This is a genomic window from Allobosea sp. 05T422_2, assembly GCF_056396265.1.
Genome location: NZ_JBFTLD010000224.1, coordinates 1 through 15,416, shown reverse-complemented (window position 1 = coordinate 15,416; position 15,416 = coordinate 1). Strand labels below are relative to the sequence as shown.

The 15,416-nt window shown below is 66.6% G+C and carries 11 protein-coding genes and 1 pseudogene; 11 read left to right on the top strand and 1 reads right to left on the bottom strand.

What is annotated here, in order from left to right; all coding sequences use genetic code 11:
• From AC1DJT_RS27870 to trxA, 10 genes are all read left to right on the top strand, one after another.
• Positions 1-221 (top strand): PTS sugar transporter subunit IIA (locus tag AC1DJT_RS27870; protein ID WP_476835300.1); only part of this gene is annotated, 221 nt, incomplete at its 5' end.
• 1 nt (position 222) lies between these two features.
• Positions 223-558: an HPr family phosphocarrier protein gene (locus tag AC1DJT_RS27865; RefSeq protein WP_069878534.1), complete on the top strand. Its 336-nt coding sequence runs from the start codon at positions 223-225 to the stop codon at positions 556-558.
• Positions 559-849: 291 nt separating this feature from the next.
• A complete protein-coding gene (ahcY, locus tag AC1DJT_RS27860) occupies positions 850-2,250 on the top strand; it encodes an adenosylhomocysteinase (protein ID WP_113515661.1) in 1,401 nt (466 codons plus the stop codon).
• Positions 2,251-2,747: 497 nt separating this feature from the next.
• On the top strand, positions 2,748-5,114 hold the full coding sequence (locus AC1DJT_RS27855) for a sensor histidine kinase (protein WP_441505065.1): 2,367 nt from the start codon (positions 2,748-2,750) through the stop codon (positions 5,112-5,114).
• On the top strand, positions 5,111-6,664 hold the full coding sequence (tsaE, locus tag AC1DJT_RS27850) for a tRNA (adenosine(37)-N6)-threonylcarbamoyltransferase complex ATPase subunit type 1 TsaE (protein WP_476835299.1): 1,554 nt from the start codon (positions 5,111-5,113) through the stop codon (positions 6,662-6,664). Before AC1DJT_RS27855 ends, tsaE begins: the two co-directional genes overlap by 4 nt.
• A gap of 108 nt (positions 6,665-6,772) precedes the next feature.
• Positions 6,773-7,480 (top strand): nucleotidyltransferase family protein, encoded by a 708-nt coding sequence (locus AC1DJT_RS27845; RefSeq protein WP_476767776.1) that lies wholly within the window; start codon positions 6,773-6,775, stop codon positions 7,478-7,480.
• Positions 7,473-10,583: a double-strand break repair protein AddB gene (gene addB, locus AC1DJT_RS27840; protein WP_476835298.1), complete on the top strand. Its 3,111-nt coding sequence runs from the start codon at positions 7,473-7,475 to the stop codon at positions 10,581-10,583. Before AC1DJT_RS27845 ends, addB begins: the two co-directional genes overlap by 8 nt.
• A complete protein-coding gene (locus tag AC1DJT_RS27835; RefSeq protein ID WP_476835297.1) occupies positions 10,580-11,191 on the top strand; it encodes a UvrD-helicase domain-containing protein in 612 nt (203 codons plus the stop codon). The genes addB and AC1DJT_RS27835 overlap by 4 nt, the downstream gene beginning before the upstream one ends.
• A 160-nt stretch (positions 11,192-11,351) precedes the next feature.
• Positions 11,352-13,859, top strand: coding sequence for a UvrD-helicase domain-containing protein (locus AC1DJT_RS27830; protein WP_476835301.1), 2,508 nt, complete (start codon positions 11,352-11,354; stop codon positions 13,857-13,859).
• Between the two features lie 108 nt (positions 13,860-13,967).
• The gene (gene trxA, locus AC1DJT_RS27825) at positions 13,968-14,288 is read left to right on the top strand and encodes a thioredoxin (RefSeq protein WP_043235061.1); all 321 of its coding nucleotides are present in this window, start codon (positions 13,968-13,970) and stop codon (positions 14,286-14,288) included.
• Between the two features lie 93 nt (positions 14,289-14,381).
• Here trxA and AC1DJT_RS27820 read toward each other — a convergent pair whose 3' ends face one another.
• Positions 14,382-14,780, bottom strand: coding sequence for a DoxX family protein (locus AC1DJT_RS27820; RefSeq protein ID WP_476767749.1), 399 nt, complete (start codon positions 14,778-14,780; stop codon positions 14,382-14,384).
• A gap of 328 nt (positions 14,781-15,108) precedes the next feature.
• Between AC1DJT_RS27820 and AC1DJT_RS27815 the strand changes: the two are divergent.
• Positions 15,109-15,416, top strand: a pseudogene (locus AC1DJT_RS27815) (penicillin-binding protein); the annotation flags it as partial.

The window sequence follows — 15,416 nt, the reverse complement described above, 5'->3', positions numbered from 1 at the left end:
TGATCGTTCTCACCGACATGTTCGGTGGCACGCCCTCGAATCTGGCCATCTCGGTGATGGAACCCGGGCGGATCGACGTCGTGGCCGGGATCAACCTGCCGATGTTGATCAAGCTCGCCAGCGTGCGCGAGGAGAAGACCCTCGACGAGGCCGTAACCAGCGCGCAGGATGCCGGCCGAAAATACATCACCGTAGCCAGCCGGGTTCTGGCGGGAAAATAGGATGAGCGGCCAGGTGAGCAGCAGCGAAGACGATTGTGATTGCCCGGAGACGGCGATCCCGAACGGCGCGCTTTATTGCGAACTGCCGATCGTCAACAAGAAGGGGCTGCACGCCCGCGCCACGGCGAAATTCGTGCAGTGCGCCTCGAATTTCGACGCCGACATTACCGTGACCCGCTGCGGCGAGACCGTCGGCGCGACCTCGATCATGGGTATCCTGACGCTCGGCGCCGGCATCGGCTCGACCATCACCGTCGTCGCCAAGGGCCGTGACGCCCAGGAGGCGCTGAAGGCGCTCGAAGCGCTGGTCGCCGACAAGTTCGGCGAAGGCGAATAGACTGAGGCGCCGACCGCGCGCCCTTCCAGGTCGCCTGAGGTCGGATTTTGCTGCGCTCGGCCTGAGATGCGCTGGTGGCAAAACCGTCCCCTCCCTTCCCGGACTGCTGACTTCTGATGGCAGGCACGCGACAATGCCCAATGCGGGCATCTGACGGGCGAGGCTCGCGCATGTCGCGCCGCGCTCATTCCCGGCGCATATAAAGACATCTTTATATCTTTGATTGCCTTCTGACGCCGTCGCTGCTAGAGAGCCGCGCGTCATTCAAGATCAAGCCATTGGAGCAGCCCCGTGTCGAAGCACGATTACGTCGTCAAGGACATCAGCCTCGCGGATTACGGCCGCAAGGAAATCAACATGGCCCAGGACGAGATGCCGGGCCTGATGGCGATCCGCGCCGAGCATAAGGGCAAGGCCCCGCTCAAGGGCGCCCGCATCGCCGGCTGCCTGCACATGACCATTCAGACCGCCGTGCTGATCGAGACGCTGAAGGAACTCGGCGCCGACGTGCGCTGGTCGTCCTGCAACATCTTCTCGACCCAGGACCATGCCGCCGCCGCGATCGCCGCGACCGGCACGCCGGTCTTCGCCATCAAGGGCGAGACGCTGGAGGAGTATTGGGAATACGTCCTGCGCACCGCGACATGGGGTGACGGCGGCACGCCGAACATGATCCTCGACGATGGCGGCGACCTGACCATGCTGATCATCCTCGGTGCCGAGGCCGAGGCCGGCAAGGCCGAATTCCTGGACAAGCCGGGCAACGAGGAAGAGACGATCTTCTTCAAGCTGATCAAGCGGGAGCTCAAGGCCAATCCAGGCTGGTTCACCAAGACCCGCGCCGCGATCAAGGGCGTCTCGGAAGAGACCACCACCGGCGTGCACCGCCTCTACGAGCTGGCCAAGGCCGGCCGCATGCCCTTCCCGGCGATCAACGTCAACGACTCCGTCACCAAGTCGAAGTTCGACAACCTMTATGGCTGCCGTGAATCGCTGGTCGACGCCATCCGCCGCGGCACCGACGTGATGATGTCGGGCAAGGTCGCGGTCGTCGCCGGCTATGGCGACGTCGGCAAGGGCTCGGCCGCTTCGCTGCGCCAGGCCGGCTGCCGCGTGCTCGTCACCGAGATCGACCCGATCTGCGCTCTGCAGGCGGCGATGGAAGGCTACGAGGTCGTGACCATGGAAGATGCTGCGCCCCGCGCCGACATCTTCGTGACCGCCACCGGCAATCTCGACGTCATCACCGTCGAGCACATGCGCGCCATGAAGCACCGCGCCATTGTCTGCAATATCGGCCATTTCGACTCGGAGATTCAGGTCGCGGGCCTGAAGAACTTCAAGTGGGACAACGTCAAGCCGCAGGTCGACGAGGTCGAGTTCCCCGACGGCAAGCGCATCATCCTGCTTTCGGAAGGTCGCCTGGTGAATCTCGGCAACGCCACCGGCCACCCGTCCTTCGTGATGTCCTGCTCGTTCTCGAACCAGACGCTGGCCCAGATCGAGCTCTGGAACCACCACGCCAAGTACGAGAACAAGGTCTACACGCTGCCGAAGCATCTCGACGAGAAGGTCGCGGCGCTCCACCTCGCCAAGGTCGGCGCCAAGCTGACTGTGCTCAACGATGCGCAGGCGAAGTATCTGGGCCTGGCCCCGACCGGCCCGTTCAAGCCCGAGCTCTACCGCTACTGACACGCCAACAGGCGTAAAGTTGAAGAAGCCCGGCGTTCGCGCCGGGCTTTTTTGTATCTGACTGACCTCTCATTATTGCAAGAAGACACCACTAATAGACGGCGCCCTACAGCCAGGATCAATTTGTTGATTTCTTGGCCTGGGGCGGCACTCGGTCGCGATTTTCCACGCATTTACCTGCCATTAAGCACTTCCTGCCGGACTCCACCGGTGATTAGAGTGGAGCTGATTCGGGCCCGCTGCGTTCGCGCGAGGTCGAGCAAGCTCAAACGGGTTGGTGTGGTGGTGTGCGTGCGTCCGGTTCGGGCTGCGGCGCCTCGATCGGCTTTCCACCTTGGCCGTTCAACGCCAGGGTCGGGTTCAGACTAAGTGACGGAAGCAGAATGAGACGAGCGGGGCGAAAGAGACGGAACGGAGATGCGGGGCGCCACAGCGCACTGCTCCCAGGCCTCGCCGTCGGCAGCATTCCGCTTCCGGCGCTCGCACAAACCGAGATCATGGCTCCGCTCCCGGCAGGCGCGCTTGGTGCCGGCAGCCTTTCGATCGTCCTGGCCGGGCTTGTGGTCTTCGCGGCAACAACCTCGATCATCTATGTGCGCGAGCGGGGACGCTGGCAGCGCCGCGAAGGAGAGCTCGCGAGCGAACTGGAAGCGGCCCGCAGCCACCAGGAACGCCTGGGTGCGCTGCTCGCATCCGATGCCCAGGTCGTGGTGAGCTGGAACGGAAAGAACGCCGAGCCGATCTTCGAGGGCGACAGCGGCTTTCTCGGCGCGCCCGGCGCTGCGCTGGCCCTTGCCTATGGCAGCTGGGCCCCTCCCGCCGATGCCAAGCGCCTGGAACTCGCCACCGACGCATTGAAGGAGCGCGGCGAAGCCTTCGGCTTCACGCTCAGGAGTCGCTCCGGCCCGTTCATCGATGTCGAAGGCCGCCCCGTCGCAGGGCGTGCGGTGATCCGTTTCCGCCAGGTCAGCGGCGAGCGGGCCCGGGTCATGGCGCTGCAAAGCGAACTCGAGCATGTCACCGCCGATCATGCAGCGCTCTCGACCTTGCTGGCTGGCCTGCCGCAACCGGTCTGGACCCGCAATGCCGACGGTCGCCTGAGCTGGGCCAATGCCGCCTATGCCCGCGCGGTCGAAGCTGCCGGCGGCAGCGAGGCGGTGAAGGGCGGCCTCGAGCTGCTCGACCGCAATGAACGGGAGAACGCAGCCAAGGCGCGCAGCGAAGGGCGCCCGTTCGCAACACGCGCTCCGGCCGTGGTAGCCGGCCAGCGGCATACGCTCGACATCCTGGAAATGCCGACGCCGGCCGGCTTTGCCGGCATCGCGACCGACATGAGCGAGCTTGAGGCCGTTCGCGCCGACCTGCAGCGCCAGATGGATGCGCATGTGCGCACGCTCGACCGGCTGAAGACGGCCGTTGCCGTGTTCGATGCCTCACAACGGCTGGTCTACAGCAATTCCGGGTTCGAGACGCTCTGGTCGCTCGACTCCGCCTTCCTCGAAGGCAAGCCCAGCGATAGCGAAATCCTCGACCGGCTGAGAGCCGAGCGCCGCCTGCCTGAACTCGGCGACTACCGCAGCTGGAAGGCTGCGGTGCAGGCCACCTATACAAGCCCGCGTGCCAGCGAGGACTGGTGGTATCTGCCGGATGGGCGGACGATCCATGTCGTCTCGAGCCCCAACCCGCAAGGCGGGGTCACTTATCTCTTCGATGACGTGACCGAACGCTTCACGCTCGAATCCCGGTTCAATGCGCTGTCACGCACGCAACGGGAAACGCTCGACTCGCTGCGCGAGGGCGTCGCGGTGTTCGGTTCGGACGGCCGGCTCAAGCTCTCCAACCCCGCCTTCGCCCAGGCCTGGAAGATCCATGGCGACCTGGCCGGAGCCACGCCGCATATCGACGAGGTGGTCCGGCTCTGCCGGCCGCTCTATCCGCATGACGATGTCTGGACGGAGTTGCAAAGCGTCATCACCGGCGTGCGCGATGCGCGTGAGGATTATGGCTGCCGGATGGAGCGTCGTGACGGCACCGTGCTCGATTGCGCCGCCGCGCCGTTGCCGGACGGAGCGACGCTGATCACCTTCGCCGACGTCACCGCAAGCGTGAATGTCGAACGTGCCCTGACCGAAAAGAACGAAGCCCTGGAGAAGGTCTCGCGGCTGCGCGAGGATTTCGTCCACCACGTCTCCTACGAGCTGCGCTCGCCGCTGACCAACATCATCGGCTTCGCGCAATTGCTCGGCGCCGAGACGATCGGTGCGCTCAACGAGAAACAACGCGACTATACMGGCCATATCGTGCGCTCGTCCGGTGCACTGCTCGCGATCATCAATGACATTCTCGACCTCGCCTCGATCGACAACGGCGCTTTGGCGCTCGAATTCCAGGAAGTCGATGTCGCCGAGACCATTGCCCAGGCGACGGCCGGCCTGCACGACCGCCTGATCGACAGCAAGCTGACCCTCAAGGTCGATATCGCGCCCCAGACCGGCCCCTTGAGGGCAGATGGCCGCAGGTTGCGGCAGGTGCTGTTCAACCTGATCTCGAACGCGATCGGCTTCTCCGCTCCCGGCCAGACCATCGGGGTCACGGCCGGGCGCATCGGCGGCGATGTCCGCATCACCGTCGCCGACGAAGGCCGCGGCATCCCGGCCGAGGTCAAGGACAAGGTGTTCGACCGCTTCGAGAGCCATTCTCTMGGCTCCAAGCATCGCGGCGTCGGACTTGGCCTCTCCATCGTGCGTTCGATCGTGGAGCTGCATGGTGGCCATGTAGAGCTCGATTCTGCGCCAGGGCAGGGCACGCGGGTCACCGCGGTGTTTCCCTCGGAAGGCATGCCGCTCTCGGATGCCGCTGAATGACAGAGGATACCGTGAAGACAGGCGGGCATCGGCTGACGCTGGCCGGTGAAGCCGCCACGGTGCGGCTCGGCCGCGATCTCGCCGCGATCCTCAAGCCCGGCGATATCGTGGCGATCTCCGGCCATCTCGGCGCCGGCAAGTCGTTGCTGGCGCGCGCTATCCTGCGCGAGCTTGCCGACAACCCGGACCTGGAGGCTCCGAGCCCGACCTTCACCCTGGTGCAGAGCTACGACACGCTGCGCGGCAGCGTGATCCATGCCGATCTCTACCGGGTGCGGTCCCCCGACGAGCTCGATGATATCGGGCTGATCGAGGATCTCGACCGCATCATCACGCTGGTCGAGTGGCCGGACCGGGCCGGTACGCGGCTGCCTGCCGGTCGGCGGCTCGACATCGTGCTCGACGTCGACCCAAAGGCGCCCGAGACCGGGCGGATCGCCAGTCTCGCCGGCGGTGTGCTCTGGCGCTCGCGCCTTGCCATCGCGATCGCAGCGCGGCGACTGATCGACTCTGCCGGATGGGGTGAGGCCAAGCGCGACTTCATGCTCGGCGACGCCTCGACCCGCGCCTATGAGCGGCTGACCCGTCCGGATGGACAAACCGCCATCCTGATGATTTCGCCGCCGCGCGCGGACGGCCCCGCGATCCGCCTCGGCAAGCCTTACAGCGCCATCGCGCACCTGGCGGAATCGGTCGATGCCTTCGTCGGCATGGATCGCGGCCTGCGCTCGCTGACCTATTCGGCCCCCGACATCTTTGCCCAGGACCTCGAGACCGGCCTCCTGCTGATCGAGGACCTCGGTGACGAAGGCGTGCTCGACGAGAACGGACCGATTCCCGAACGCTATGAGGCCGCCGCACGCCTGCTGGCCGACATGCATCGCCACACCTTGCCGGCGATCCTGCCGGTCGCCGACGGACGCGACTACATCGTGCCGGACTATGATCGGGGTGCGCTCTCGATCGAGACCGAACTCGTGCTCGAATGGTACGCCCCGCATATTGCCGGTGTGACCTTGCCGGCGGTGACTCATGCMGAATTCAGCCGCATCTGGAGCAAGCTGTTCGACGAAATCCTCGCCGCACCATCGACCTGGACGCTCCGCGACTTCCACTCCCCCAACCTGATCTGGCTGCCGAAGCGTGAAGGACACGCCAAGCTCGGTCTGATCGATTTCCAGGACGCCGTGCTCGGCCACCCCGCCTATGATCTGGTCTCGCTGGGACAGGACGCGCGCGTTGACGTGCCGGCGGCGCTGGAACTCAAGCTGCTTGCCTCCTATGGCTCGGCGCGGCGGGCGGCGGACGAGAGCTTCGATCTCGCCGGCTTCGCTCGCGCCTATGCGATCCTGGGCGCACAGCGCAACACCAAGATTGCCGGGATCTTCGCACGCCTCGACAAGCGCGACGGCAAGCCTGCCTATCTCAAGCACCTGCCGCGAATCGAAACGTACTTGCGCCGCAACCTCGAGCACCCAGCGCTCGAAGAGCTGAAGGCCTGGTATCAGGCCCATCTGCCGAAGCTGTTCGAGACAGCCGAGAGCCCCTGAGAGGTCGTCCGCGACAAGCGCGACCGCGACGCGCTATGGATCGCGCAGGTTCATCACAATCGGGAGATTCGCGTGACTGAGACGGGTTCGCGGCCGATCCGCCGGGCCATGGTGCTGGCGGCAGGCATTGGCCAGCGCATGCGCCCAATCACCGACAGCCTGCCGAAGCCCTTGGTCCGGATCGGCGGCAAGGCGATGCTCGATCACGCGCTCGACCGGCTCGCCGAAGCCGGCGCCACCGAGGCGATCGTCAATGTCCACCATCTCGCCGAGCAGATCGAGGCTCACCTCGCCGGGCGCACACATCCCCGGATCGTCATCTCGGACGAGCGCGACGCGCTGCTCGAAACCGGCGGCGGCGTGAAGAAGGCCCTCCCGCTGCTCGGCGGCGAACCCTTCTTCCACGTCAACTCCGACTCGCTCTGGAGCGAGACCGGCATCTCCAACATTGCGGCCATGGCCGAGGCCTGGACGCCGGCGGAGATGGACATGCTGATGCTGCTGGCCCGGCGCGAGGACAGTGTCGGCTTCGACGGCGCCGGCGACTTCTTCCAGGATGCGGACGGCCGGCTGACACGGCGCGGACAGGCGCCAACGGCCCCCGTCGTCTATGCCGGGGTGATCATCATGAAACCCGAGATCTTTGCCGACACCCCCGAGGGCTCGTTCTCGCTCAACCTGCTCTTCGACCGGCTCATCGCGCGAAAGCGCCTGTTCGGACATGTTCTGCAGGGCCAGTGGCTGCATGTCGGCACGCCGGAAGCGATCGCGCCGGCAGAAGCCGCGTTCGCGGCCGCCCAGAGCTTCCATGGCTGAGCTCAACCTGTTCACCATCCCCGCCGGCACAGCGTTTCTCGACGTGCTGGCGCAGGCGGTGCTGGATGGACGATTCGGTCAGGTCTACGCGCCGGATGATCCGGCAGCGATGGCTCGTGCGACGCTCTATCTCCCGACGCGCCGTGCAGCGCGGGCCCTGGTCGCCGGCCTGTCTGCGAGGCTTGGCGGCAAGCCGCTGCTGCTGCCGCGCATCGTGCCGCTCGGCGATGTCGACGAGGCCGAGACAGCGTTGATCGGCGCGGGCGGCTGGGATGGCGCGCGCGTCGGGCCGATCGACCCACTGGCGCGGCGGATGCTGCTGGCGCGGCTGGTCGATAGCTGGGGACGCACGGCGAACCGCAGCCACCTGAAGCTCGACCCGTCAGAGCCCTCGCTCGTGCCTTCGACGCTGGCCGAGGCCTGGGGGCTGGCTGGCGACCTCGCCGCCCTGCTCGACCAGATGCAGACCGAAGGCGTGCCGGTCGAGCGGCTGGCGACCCTTGACGCCGCTCGTTTCGACAAGGTCTGGCAGCTCAATGCGAGCTTCCTGGCCATCCTGGGCGAGGCCTGGCCGAAGATCCTCGAAAGCCGCGATGCCTGCGATCCTGCCGATTTTCGCAACCGCATGCTCGAAGCCGAACGCCAACGCCTGCTTTCCGGCAGCGTGACCGGGCCTATCATTGCTGCGGGCTCCACGGGCACGATCCCGGCCACCGCCCGGCTTCTCGCAGCGATCGCACGGATGCCCAATGGCGCGGTCGTACTGCCCGATCTCGACCTCGACCTGGCTCAGCTTGCCTGGGAGGCGATCGAGAAGGAGCCTGCACCGTCCCACCCGCAGGCGGCATTGTATCGGCTGCTCCAGACATTGAAGGCCGGCCGTGACGACGCCCAGCCGCTGGCGAGGCCGGAACCGGGCCTCGCGGCCCGGGCGGCGTTGCTGCGCGAGGCGATGCTTCCGGCATCGGTCACGGAATTCTGGGCCGATCTCGCGACCCGCGTTTCCCCGGGCGAGGCTGAAGCAGCCTTCGATGGGATCAGCATCGTGGAGACCGCCGACGAGCGCGAGGAGGCGCTGGCAGTCGCCATCGCGCTCCGTGAAACACTGGAGCAGGACGGCAAGCACGCCGCACTGATCACTCCCGATCGCGGCCTCGCCGAACGAGTCGTCGTGGAACTCCGGCGCTGGGGCATCGAAGCCGATGATTCCGCTGGCCTGCCGCTCGCGCGCTGGCCGGCCGGCGCCCTGCTGCGCCTCCTCCTGGAGGCTGCGCGAGCCCAGATGATGCCGGCGAGCCTCGTTCCCTTGCTTGCCCACCCGCTTTGCCGGCTCGGACTGTCGCGACAGACCGTGGCGCAGGGCGCGGCGGCGCTCGAGATCGGCGCCTGGCGGGGCGAGGCTGTCACAAAGGGATTTGCGGGCCTGCGCGACAGTTTTGCGGCGGTTCCGGGACTGATGCAGGACCGGCATGCGCCTGCGCCGCGCAGGCGCCTGAACAGCGCGGATCTCGCCGCCGCGGGCCTGGTTCTCGACGCGATCGAGGCCGCCATGGCGCCGCTGCTCGCAGCACTGGCCGCCCCGCTGCCTTCCTTCGCTACTGTGGTGACGGCAAGTCGCGATGCCCTGGTCGCACTCAGTCGGGCGGAGAGTGGCGCCACGCTCGCCTTCGTCGGGCCGGACGGCGAGGCCCTTGCAGGGCTGTTCGACCAGATCGACGGCGCCCTCCCAGATGCACCCGAGGCCGGCCATCCCCGCGATGTCATTGCGATCCTCGACAGCCTGCTGGCCGAGACATCGGTCCGACGCAGCGGGACGGGCCATCCTCGCGTCAAGATCTGGGGCTTGCTGGAAGCGCGCCTGCTGGAAGCCGACCATGTCGTGCTGGGCGGCCTCGTCGAGTCCGTCTGGCCTCCGGAGGCCAAGACCGATTCCTTCCTGAACCGGCCGATGCGGGCCGAACTGGGCTTGAGCGCTCCCGAGCGGCGCATCGGCCAGACCGCGCATGATTTCATCCAGGGCGCGATGGCGCAGCGGGTGACCCTGACCCGCGCGCGCAAGGCCGGCGAGGCCGAGACCATCGCCTCGCGCTTCTGGCAAAGGCTCAAGGCCGTGACCCCGCAGGATGTCTGGAACGGGGCCGCAGCCAGGGGAGCCCGCCTGACCGGGCTTGCTTCACTCCTGAGCAAACCCGCCGACGCCAAACCAATCGGCCGCCCTGCTCCGCGGCCCGCGCGCCAGCTCCAGCCCGTCGCGCTCAGCGTCACCGAGGTCGAGACGCTCTACCGCGACCCCTACCAGATCTTTGCCCGCAAGATCCTGAAGCTCGACGCCCTTCCCGAGCTCGTTGGCGACCCCGGCGCCAGCGATCGCGGCAACCTGCTGCATGATATTGTCGGGACTTTCGCGGAGACCTATCCGGAGCAATTGCCGGCCGACTCGCTCAATCACMTGATCGCGATCGGCAAGCGCCTGTTCCAGGCGTTTGACGATACACCCGAGGTCCGCGCCTTCTGGTGGCCGCGCTTCCTCCTGACCGCCAGTCATTTCATCGGCTGGGAGGAGCGCCGGCGCGGCGAGCTGGCACGGGTTGCAGTCGAACGCGGTACCGCGGCGACGTTCAAGCTGCCGGACGGCGCGGAATTCCGACTGAGCGGGCGGGCCGACCGAATCGAGATCACGCGCCAGACCTCGCTGCGCATCATCGACTTCAAGACCGGAGCTCCGCCAAGCAAGGCGCAGGTCGAGAAGGGTTTTGCGCCGCARTTGACACTGGAAGCCGAGCTCGCGGCGCGATCCGGATTTCGCGAGGATATCGCTCCTGCACCGGTCGACGCGCTGCTCTATCTCAAGCTCCATCACGATCCGAAGGGCTGGGCCAAGGACAAGCCGCTCGAGTTCGATGGCGAGCCTCTGGCCGATGTCGCCGCGCGCCATCTCGAACGGCTGATCGAGCATCTCCATGCGCTTCGAAGCGGGCGCGAAGCCTATGTCTCGCGGCGCGCGCCCGACTACATCAAATATACCAGCCCCTACGACCAGCTCGCGCGGGTCAAGGAGTGGTCCGCGGCACCGGGTGGCGACGAGCCCGGAGGCGAAACATGAAGCCCGGCTGGATCGTTCCCCCGCAGACCAACCAACGCCAGGCGCTTGCCGCCCGGCCCGATCTCAGCGCCTGGGTTTCGGCCAATGCCGGTTCAGGCAAGACGCATGTGCTGGTCAACCGCGTGCTGCGACTGCTGCTCGATGGCGTCGCGCCGGCCCGGATGCTCTGCATCACCTACACCAAGGCGGCGGCCGCCAATATGGCGAACCGCGTGTTCAAGGCGCTCGGCGCCTGGGCGACCATGCCGGATGAGGCCCTTTCCGCGGCGCTCCAAGGCCTGACCGGCGAGCGCGCGACGGCGCGGCAGCAGGCAAGCGCTCGCCGGCTGTTCGCGGAGGCGCTGGAGACGCCGGGTGGGCTCAGAATCGAGACCATCCACGCCTTCTGCACGCGCGTTCTGCAATCTGCGCCCTTCGAGGCGAACGTACCGCCGCGCTTCGAGGTTGCCGATGATCTCGCGCAGGCTGAGCTGCTGCACGACGCAAGGCGCGAATTGCTCGCGGCCATTGCCGCCGATCCTGCCGGCGCGGAGGCGCAGGCGCTCGACCTGCTGGCCAGGCAGGCTTCCAGGACTTGCCGCTCTCGTCTCGGCGCTGGATGCCGGTAGCGCGACCCGGCAGAAATTTGCGGCTGCGCTGCGGAGCCTGACGGCGCAGCAGTTCGAGGGCGACCCGATCGCAACCTGCCGCTCCGGCTTCATCACGGCCGAAGGCACGGTCAACGCGCATATCAGGGGCAAGGGCAAATCCGAACTCGAGTCGGCGCTGATGGCCGTGCTCGACACTCTTGCCGATCTCCTGCTCGGCGCAGTCGACCAGCTCAACGCCATTGCCATCCGCGACCGCAGCCACGCGCTCGCGCTGCTGGTGACACGGATGCTCGCCTCTTATCAGCGGTTGAAGAGCGAGCGCTCGCTGCTGGACTATGACGACCTGATCGCCAAGACGCGCTCCCTCCTCTCGCGGGTCGAGGCCGCCTGGGTGCTCTACAAGCTCGATGCCGGCATCGATCACATCCTGCTCGACGAGGCGCAGGACACCAGCGAGGCGCAATGGGCGATCCTGGGCGCGCTCGCCGACGAGTTCACGGGCGGACGGGACACGCGCGCAGAGAGCCCAAAGCCCCGGACGATCTTCGTCGTCGGCGATGAGAAGCAGTCGATCTACGGCTTCCAGGGTGCCGCGCCGAGCGCCTTCGGCGAGCAGCGGACCCGGCTCGGGCTGAATATCCGGCAGGCGCAGCTCGCATTCGAGGCGGTGAGCCTCAACACCTCCTTCCGCTCGGCGCCCGACATCATGCGGGCGGTGGACATCGTCTTCGCGGTGGCGGAGCACGCCCGCGGGCTGGTCTTCGACGGCAGCGCCCGGCCGGAGGTGCATGACACGGTGCGCCAGGGCGACCMCGGCGCAGTCGATCTCTGGCCGCTATCGGCCGACGACCAGAGCGAGCCGCCGGATGCCTGGACGACTCCGGTCGACGCGCCCGAGCAGCGTAGCGGGACCGTGAAGCTCGCAACGCGCATCGCCGGCGTGCTGGCACGCTGGACGCGCAGCGGGCAGGATGATCTCGGACACGGCTTCAAGCCCGGCGACGTCATGATCCTGCTGCGCCAGCGCGGGCCGCTGTTCGAGGCGATCGTCAAAGCCCTGAAGGATGCGGGCGTGCCGGTGACCGGTCGCGATCGCTTGAGCCTCGCGACACATCCCGCTGTCGAAGACCTCGTGGCACTCGGCCGGGCGCTGCTCCTGCCCGATGACGACCTGTCGCTGGCCATCGCGCTGAAGACGCCGCTGCTTGGCCTCGACGACGACGATCTGATGCGCTTCGCGCCGGAGCGAAAGGGCTCGCTGCGCGTCGCCCTGCACGGCATCGGCGAAAGCGAGCCGCGCTTTGCCGCCACCGAAGCACGCCTCTCCCAACTCGGTGACGACGCACGGCGCATCGGGCCATTTCGCTTCTTTGCGCAGCTGCTCGGGCCGGAAGGCGGGCGCAATCTCGCTCTGGCTCGGCTTGGGGCCGAGGCCGGCGACGCGCTCGACGCCTTTCTCAACGCGGCGCTGGACTATGAGCGACGGCACGGCCCATCGCTTGCCGGCTTCCTGCACCACATCACCCAGGCCGGAACCGAGGTTAAGCGCGACCTCTCCAGCAGCGCAGGCGAAGTGCGCGTCATGACGGTGCACGGCTCGAAGGGATTGGAGGCGAAGATCGTGATCCTCGCCGATCTCGCCCCCGAGCCGGGCGCCAAGCGCTTGCCGAAGATTCTCGCGGTGGAACCTCCCAGGGGCAAACTCGTGCCGATCTGGCCCCCGGCCAGGGCAGACGATGCGGAGGCGACCCGCAGGGCGAAGGCGCAGGTCGTCGACCAGCTTGCCGAGGAGCATCATCGCCTCCTCTATGTCGCGATGACCCGGGCCGAGGACCGGCTGATCGTCTGCGGAGCGCAAGCCAAAGGCGAGGCGCCGCCCGGAAGCTGGTATGCGATGATCGAAAGCGGACTTTCGCTCGCGACATCGGGCCTGCAGGAGGTCGCCGCACCGGACGGTGTCGGCACGATCCGGCGCTTCATGGTCTCGGCACCAAAGCCCACCGGTCCTGTGGAGGAGGCGCAGTCCAAGCCGGTGCTCGCCGAACCCGGCTGGCTCCGCGCCTCCGCGCCCGCCGAACAGGAACCGTTGCCACCGCTCAAGCCGTCGAATGCGATCAGCGCCGCCGATGCGGCCGAGCGGCCGGGCGACGGCCCATTCCTTGCCGAGGCAGCGCAAGCCGGCCGGCTGGCGCATCTGCTCCTGCAGATCCTGCCGGATGTCGACGCGCCGGCCCGCAACGCGACGGCACAGGCACTCGCCGCCCTGCGCGGAGCCGGTTTGCCTGGCGCACGACGCCAGGAGGTCATCGGCCAGACCCTGGCTTTGCTTCGCGCCCCTGCGCTTTCCGCCCTGTTTTCATCCGGATCTCTGGCTGAGGTTCCGATTGCCGGCGAGATCACGCTTGCGAATGGTGCAGTGCGCGCCGTCTCGGGCCAGATCGACCGGCTCGCCGTCACGGAGAACGAGGTACTGATCGCCGACTTCAAGACGGCGTCGCGCCCGCCGGCCGATGAATCGGCGATCCCGCCCGCGACGCAAGCCCAGCTCGCCGTCTATCGCGCCCTGATCGGGCAAATCTATCCGGGGCGGCAGGTGCGGACCCTGGTGATCTACACTGCGACGCTCGCGACACTGGAGCCACAAGCCGCTGCGCTCGATGCCGTTCTGGCGAATTTGGCAGGGTAGCCCTGCTTCAATGCAAGGCCGACGAAACTTGACCCGGGCTGCCGGCGTTCATAGCTTCGGTGTCGAATGCAGCAGTGCTGCGAACTGCTTTTGAAAGGCGAAGAAGCCATGGCGACGAACAAGGTAACCGATGCGAGCTTCGAGGCGGATGTCCTCAAGTCGAGCGAGCCGGTCGTGGTCGATTTCTGGGCCGAGTGGTGCGGCCCCTGCCGGATGATCGGCCCAGCGCTCGAGGAGATCGCCGGTGAGATGGCCGGCAAGGTCAAGATCGTGAAAATGAATGTCGATGAGAACCAGGCCATTCCCGCCCAGTTCGGCATTCGCTCGATCCCGACCCTGATGCTGTTCAAGGACGGCAAGCTGGCCTCGCAGAAGGTCGGCGCGGCCCCTAAGAGCGACCTTTCGCGCTGGATTTCGGCCTCGGTCTGAGTTCTGCCGGCCTGTCGGGCCAAAAAAATCAGCCCGCCTTCCCTGGGGGAGGCGGGCTTTTCTTTGGGCGAATGGCGCCGTTCCGTCGAAGAATCAGCGCTTCGAGCGGGAATCGACGCTCCAGGCGCCAGCACCGGCGAAGACCAGGTAAAGGAAGATGAAGCAGTAGAGGATCGCCGCATCGCCGCCATTAAGCAGCGGGTAGATGCTGCGCGGTGCGTGGAACATCCAGTAAGCATAGGCCATTTCGCCAGCCAGCACGAAGGCGACAGGACGGGTCCACAGGCCGATCAGGATCAGGAAACCGCCAACAGCCTCCAGAATGGCGCCGAACCAGAACAGAGAGAAGGCGGCCGGCAGGCCGCTGGCTGGCGCGGCCGGGAAACCAAAGAGCTTCTGAGTGCCATGGATGATGAAGATCAGCGCGGTCACGATGCGCAAAACGGCGAGAGCCTGCGGGGCAAAGCGGCTCAGGGGGTTGGAGGCTTGCATTCGGACATAACCTTCTAGGTCGCGGAGGCTCGAGTACGTCGGAACAGGCTGGATTCGTGCCGAATTGCGGCATTGCATCTGGACTGCGCGGCGAAGTTGTCGGGTTTCACGCGATTTTCAATTCACAAGAACGTTTGCACTGCAACATTCCCCGGCGAAGTGCCATGGCTGGCGCATTTGCCACAAATCCGAGTGATCGCTGCTCCGGGCCCGTGCTGGAATCTGGTTTCCCTTAACCGGCCCTTAAAAGCGCCATGTTTGACTCCTGTGTGAAGCTCGCGCGTTTTCGGTGCAAAGGGCGCGGTTTCACGGGGCTGAACGGGGCAGAATGAACGATCGGGCGAGACGAGGCGGCGAGCGGCGCGAGCCGTCCTTCGAGGGTGGGCGGAGCGAGAGTTCCGACGCCTTCGACATGCGCCTCTCCGCCGATGATCGCTCGAGCCGCAGCCATCGCGGCGCCGCACGTCAGGAGCCGAGAGAAGAGATGCCGAAGATCCGCAAGGGTGGGGGCGGAAATGGCGGGGGCCGGCGGCGTGGACGCAAGCGCCGCTCCTTCCTCGGCCGGATGATGTACTGGACGCTGGTCCTCGGACTCTGGTGCGTCATCGGTGTCGGCGGGCTGGTGGCCTATCACGC

Coding starts and splice junctions, on each gene's coding strand:
- AC1DJT_RS27865 (WP_069878534.1), top strand. CDS start 223: ATGAGCGGCCAGGTGAGCAGCAGCGAAGACGATTGTGATTGCCCGGAG.
- AC1DJT_RS27845 (WP_476767776.1), top strand. CDS start 6,773: ATGGTGCTGGCGGCAGGCATTGGCCAGCGCATGCGCCCAATCACCGAC.
- AC1DJT_RS27835 (WP_476835297.1), top strand. CDS start 10,580: ATGAAGCCCGGCTGGATCGTTCCCCCGCAGACCAACCAACGCCAGGCG.
- trxA (WP_043235061.1), top strand. CDS start 13,968: ATGGCGACGAACAAGGTAACCGATGCGAGCTTCGAGGCGGATGTCCTC.
- AC1DJT_RS27820 (WP_476767749.1), bottom strand. CDS start 14,780: ATGCAAGCCTCCAACCCCCTGAGCCGCTTTGCCCCGCAGGCTCTCGCC.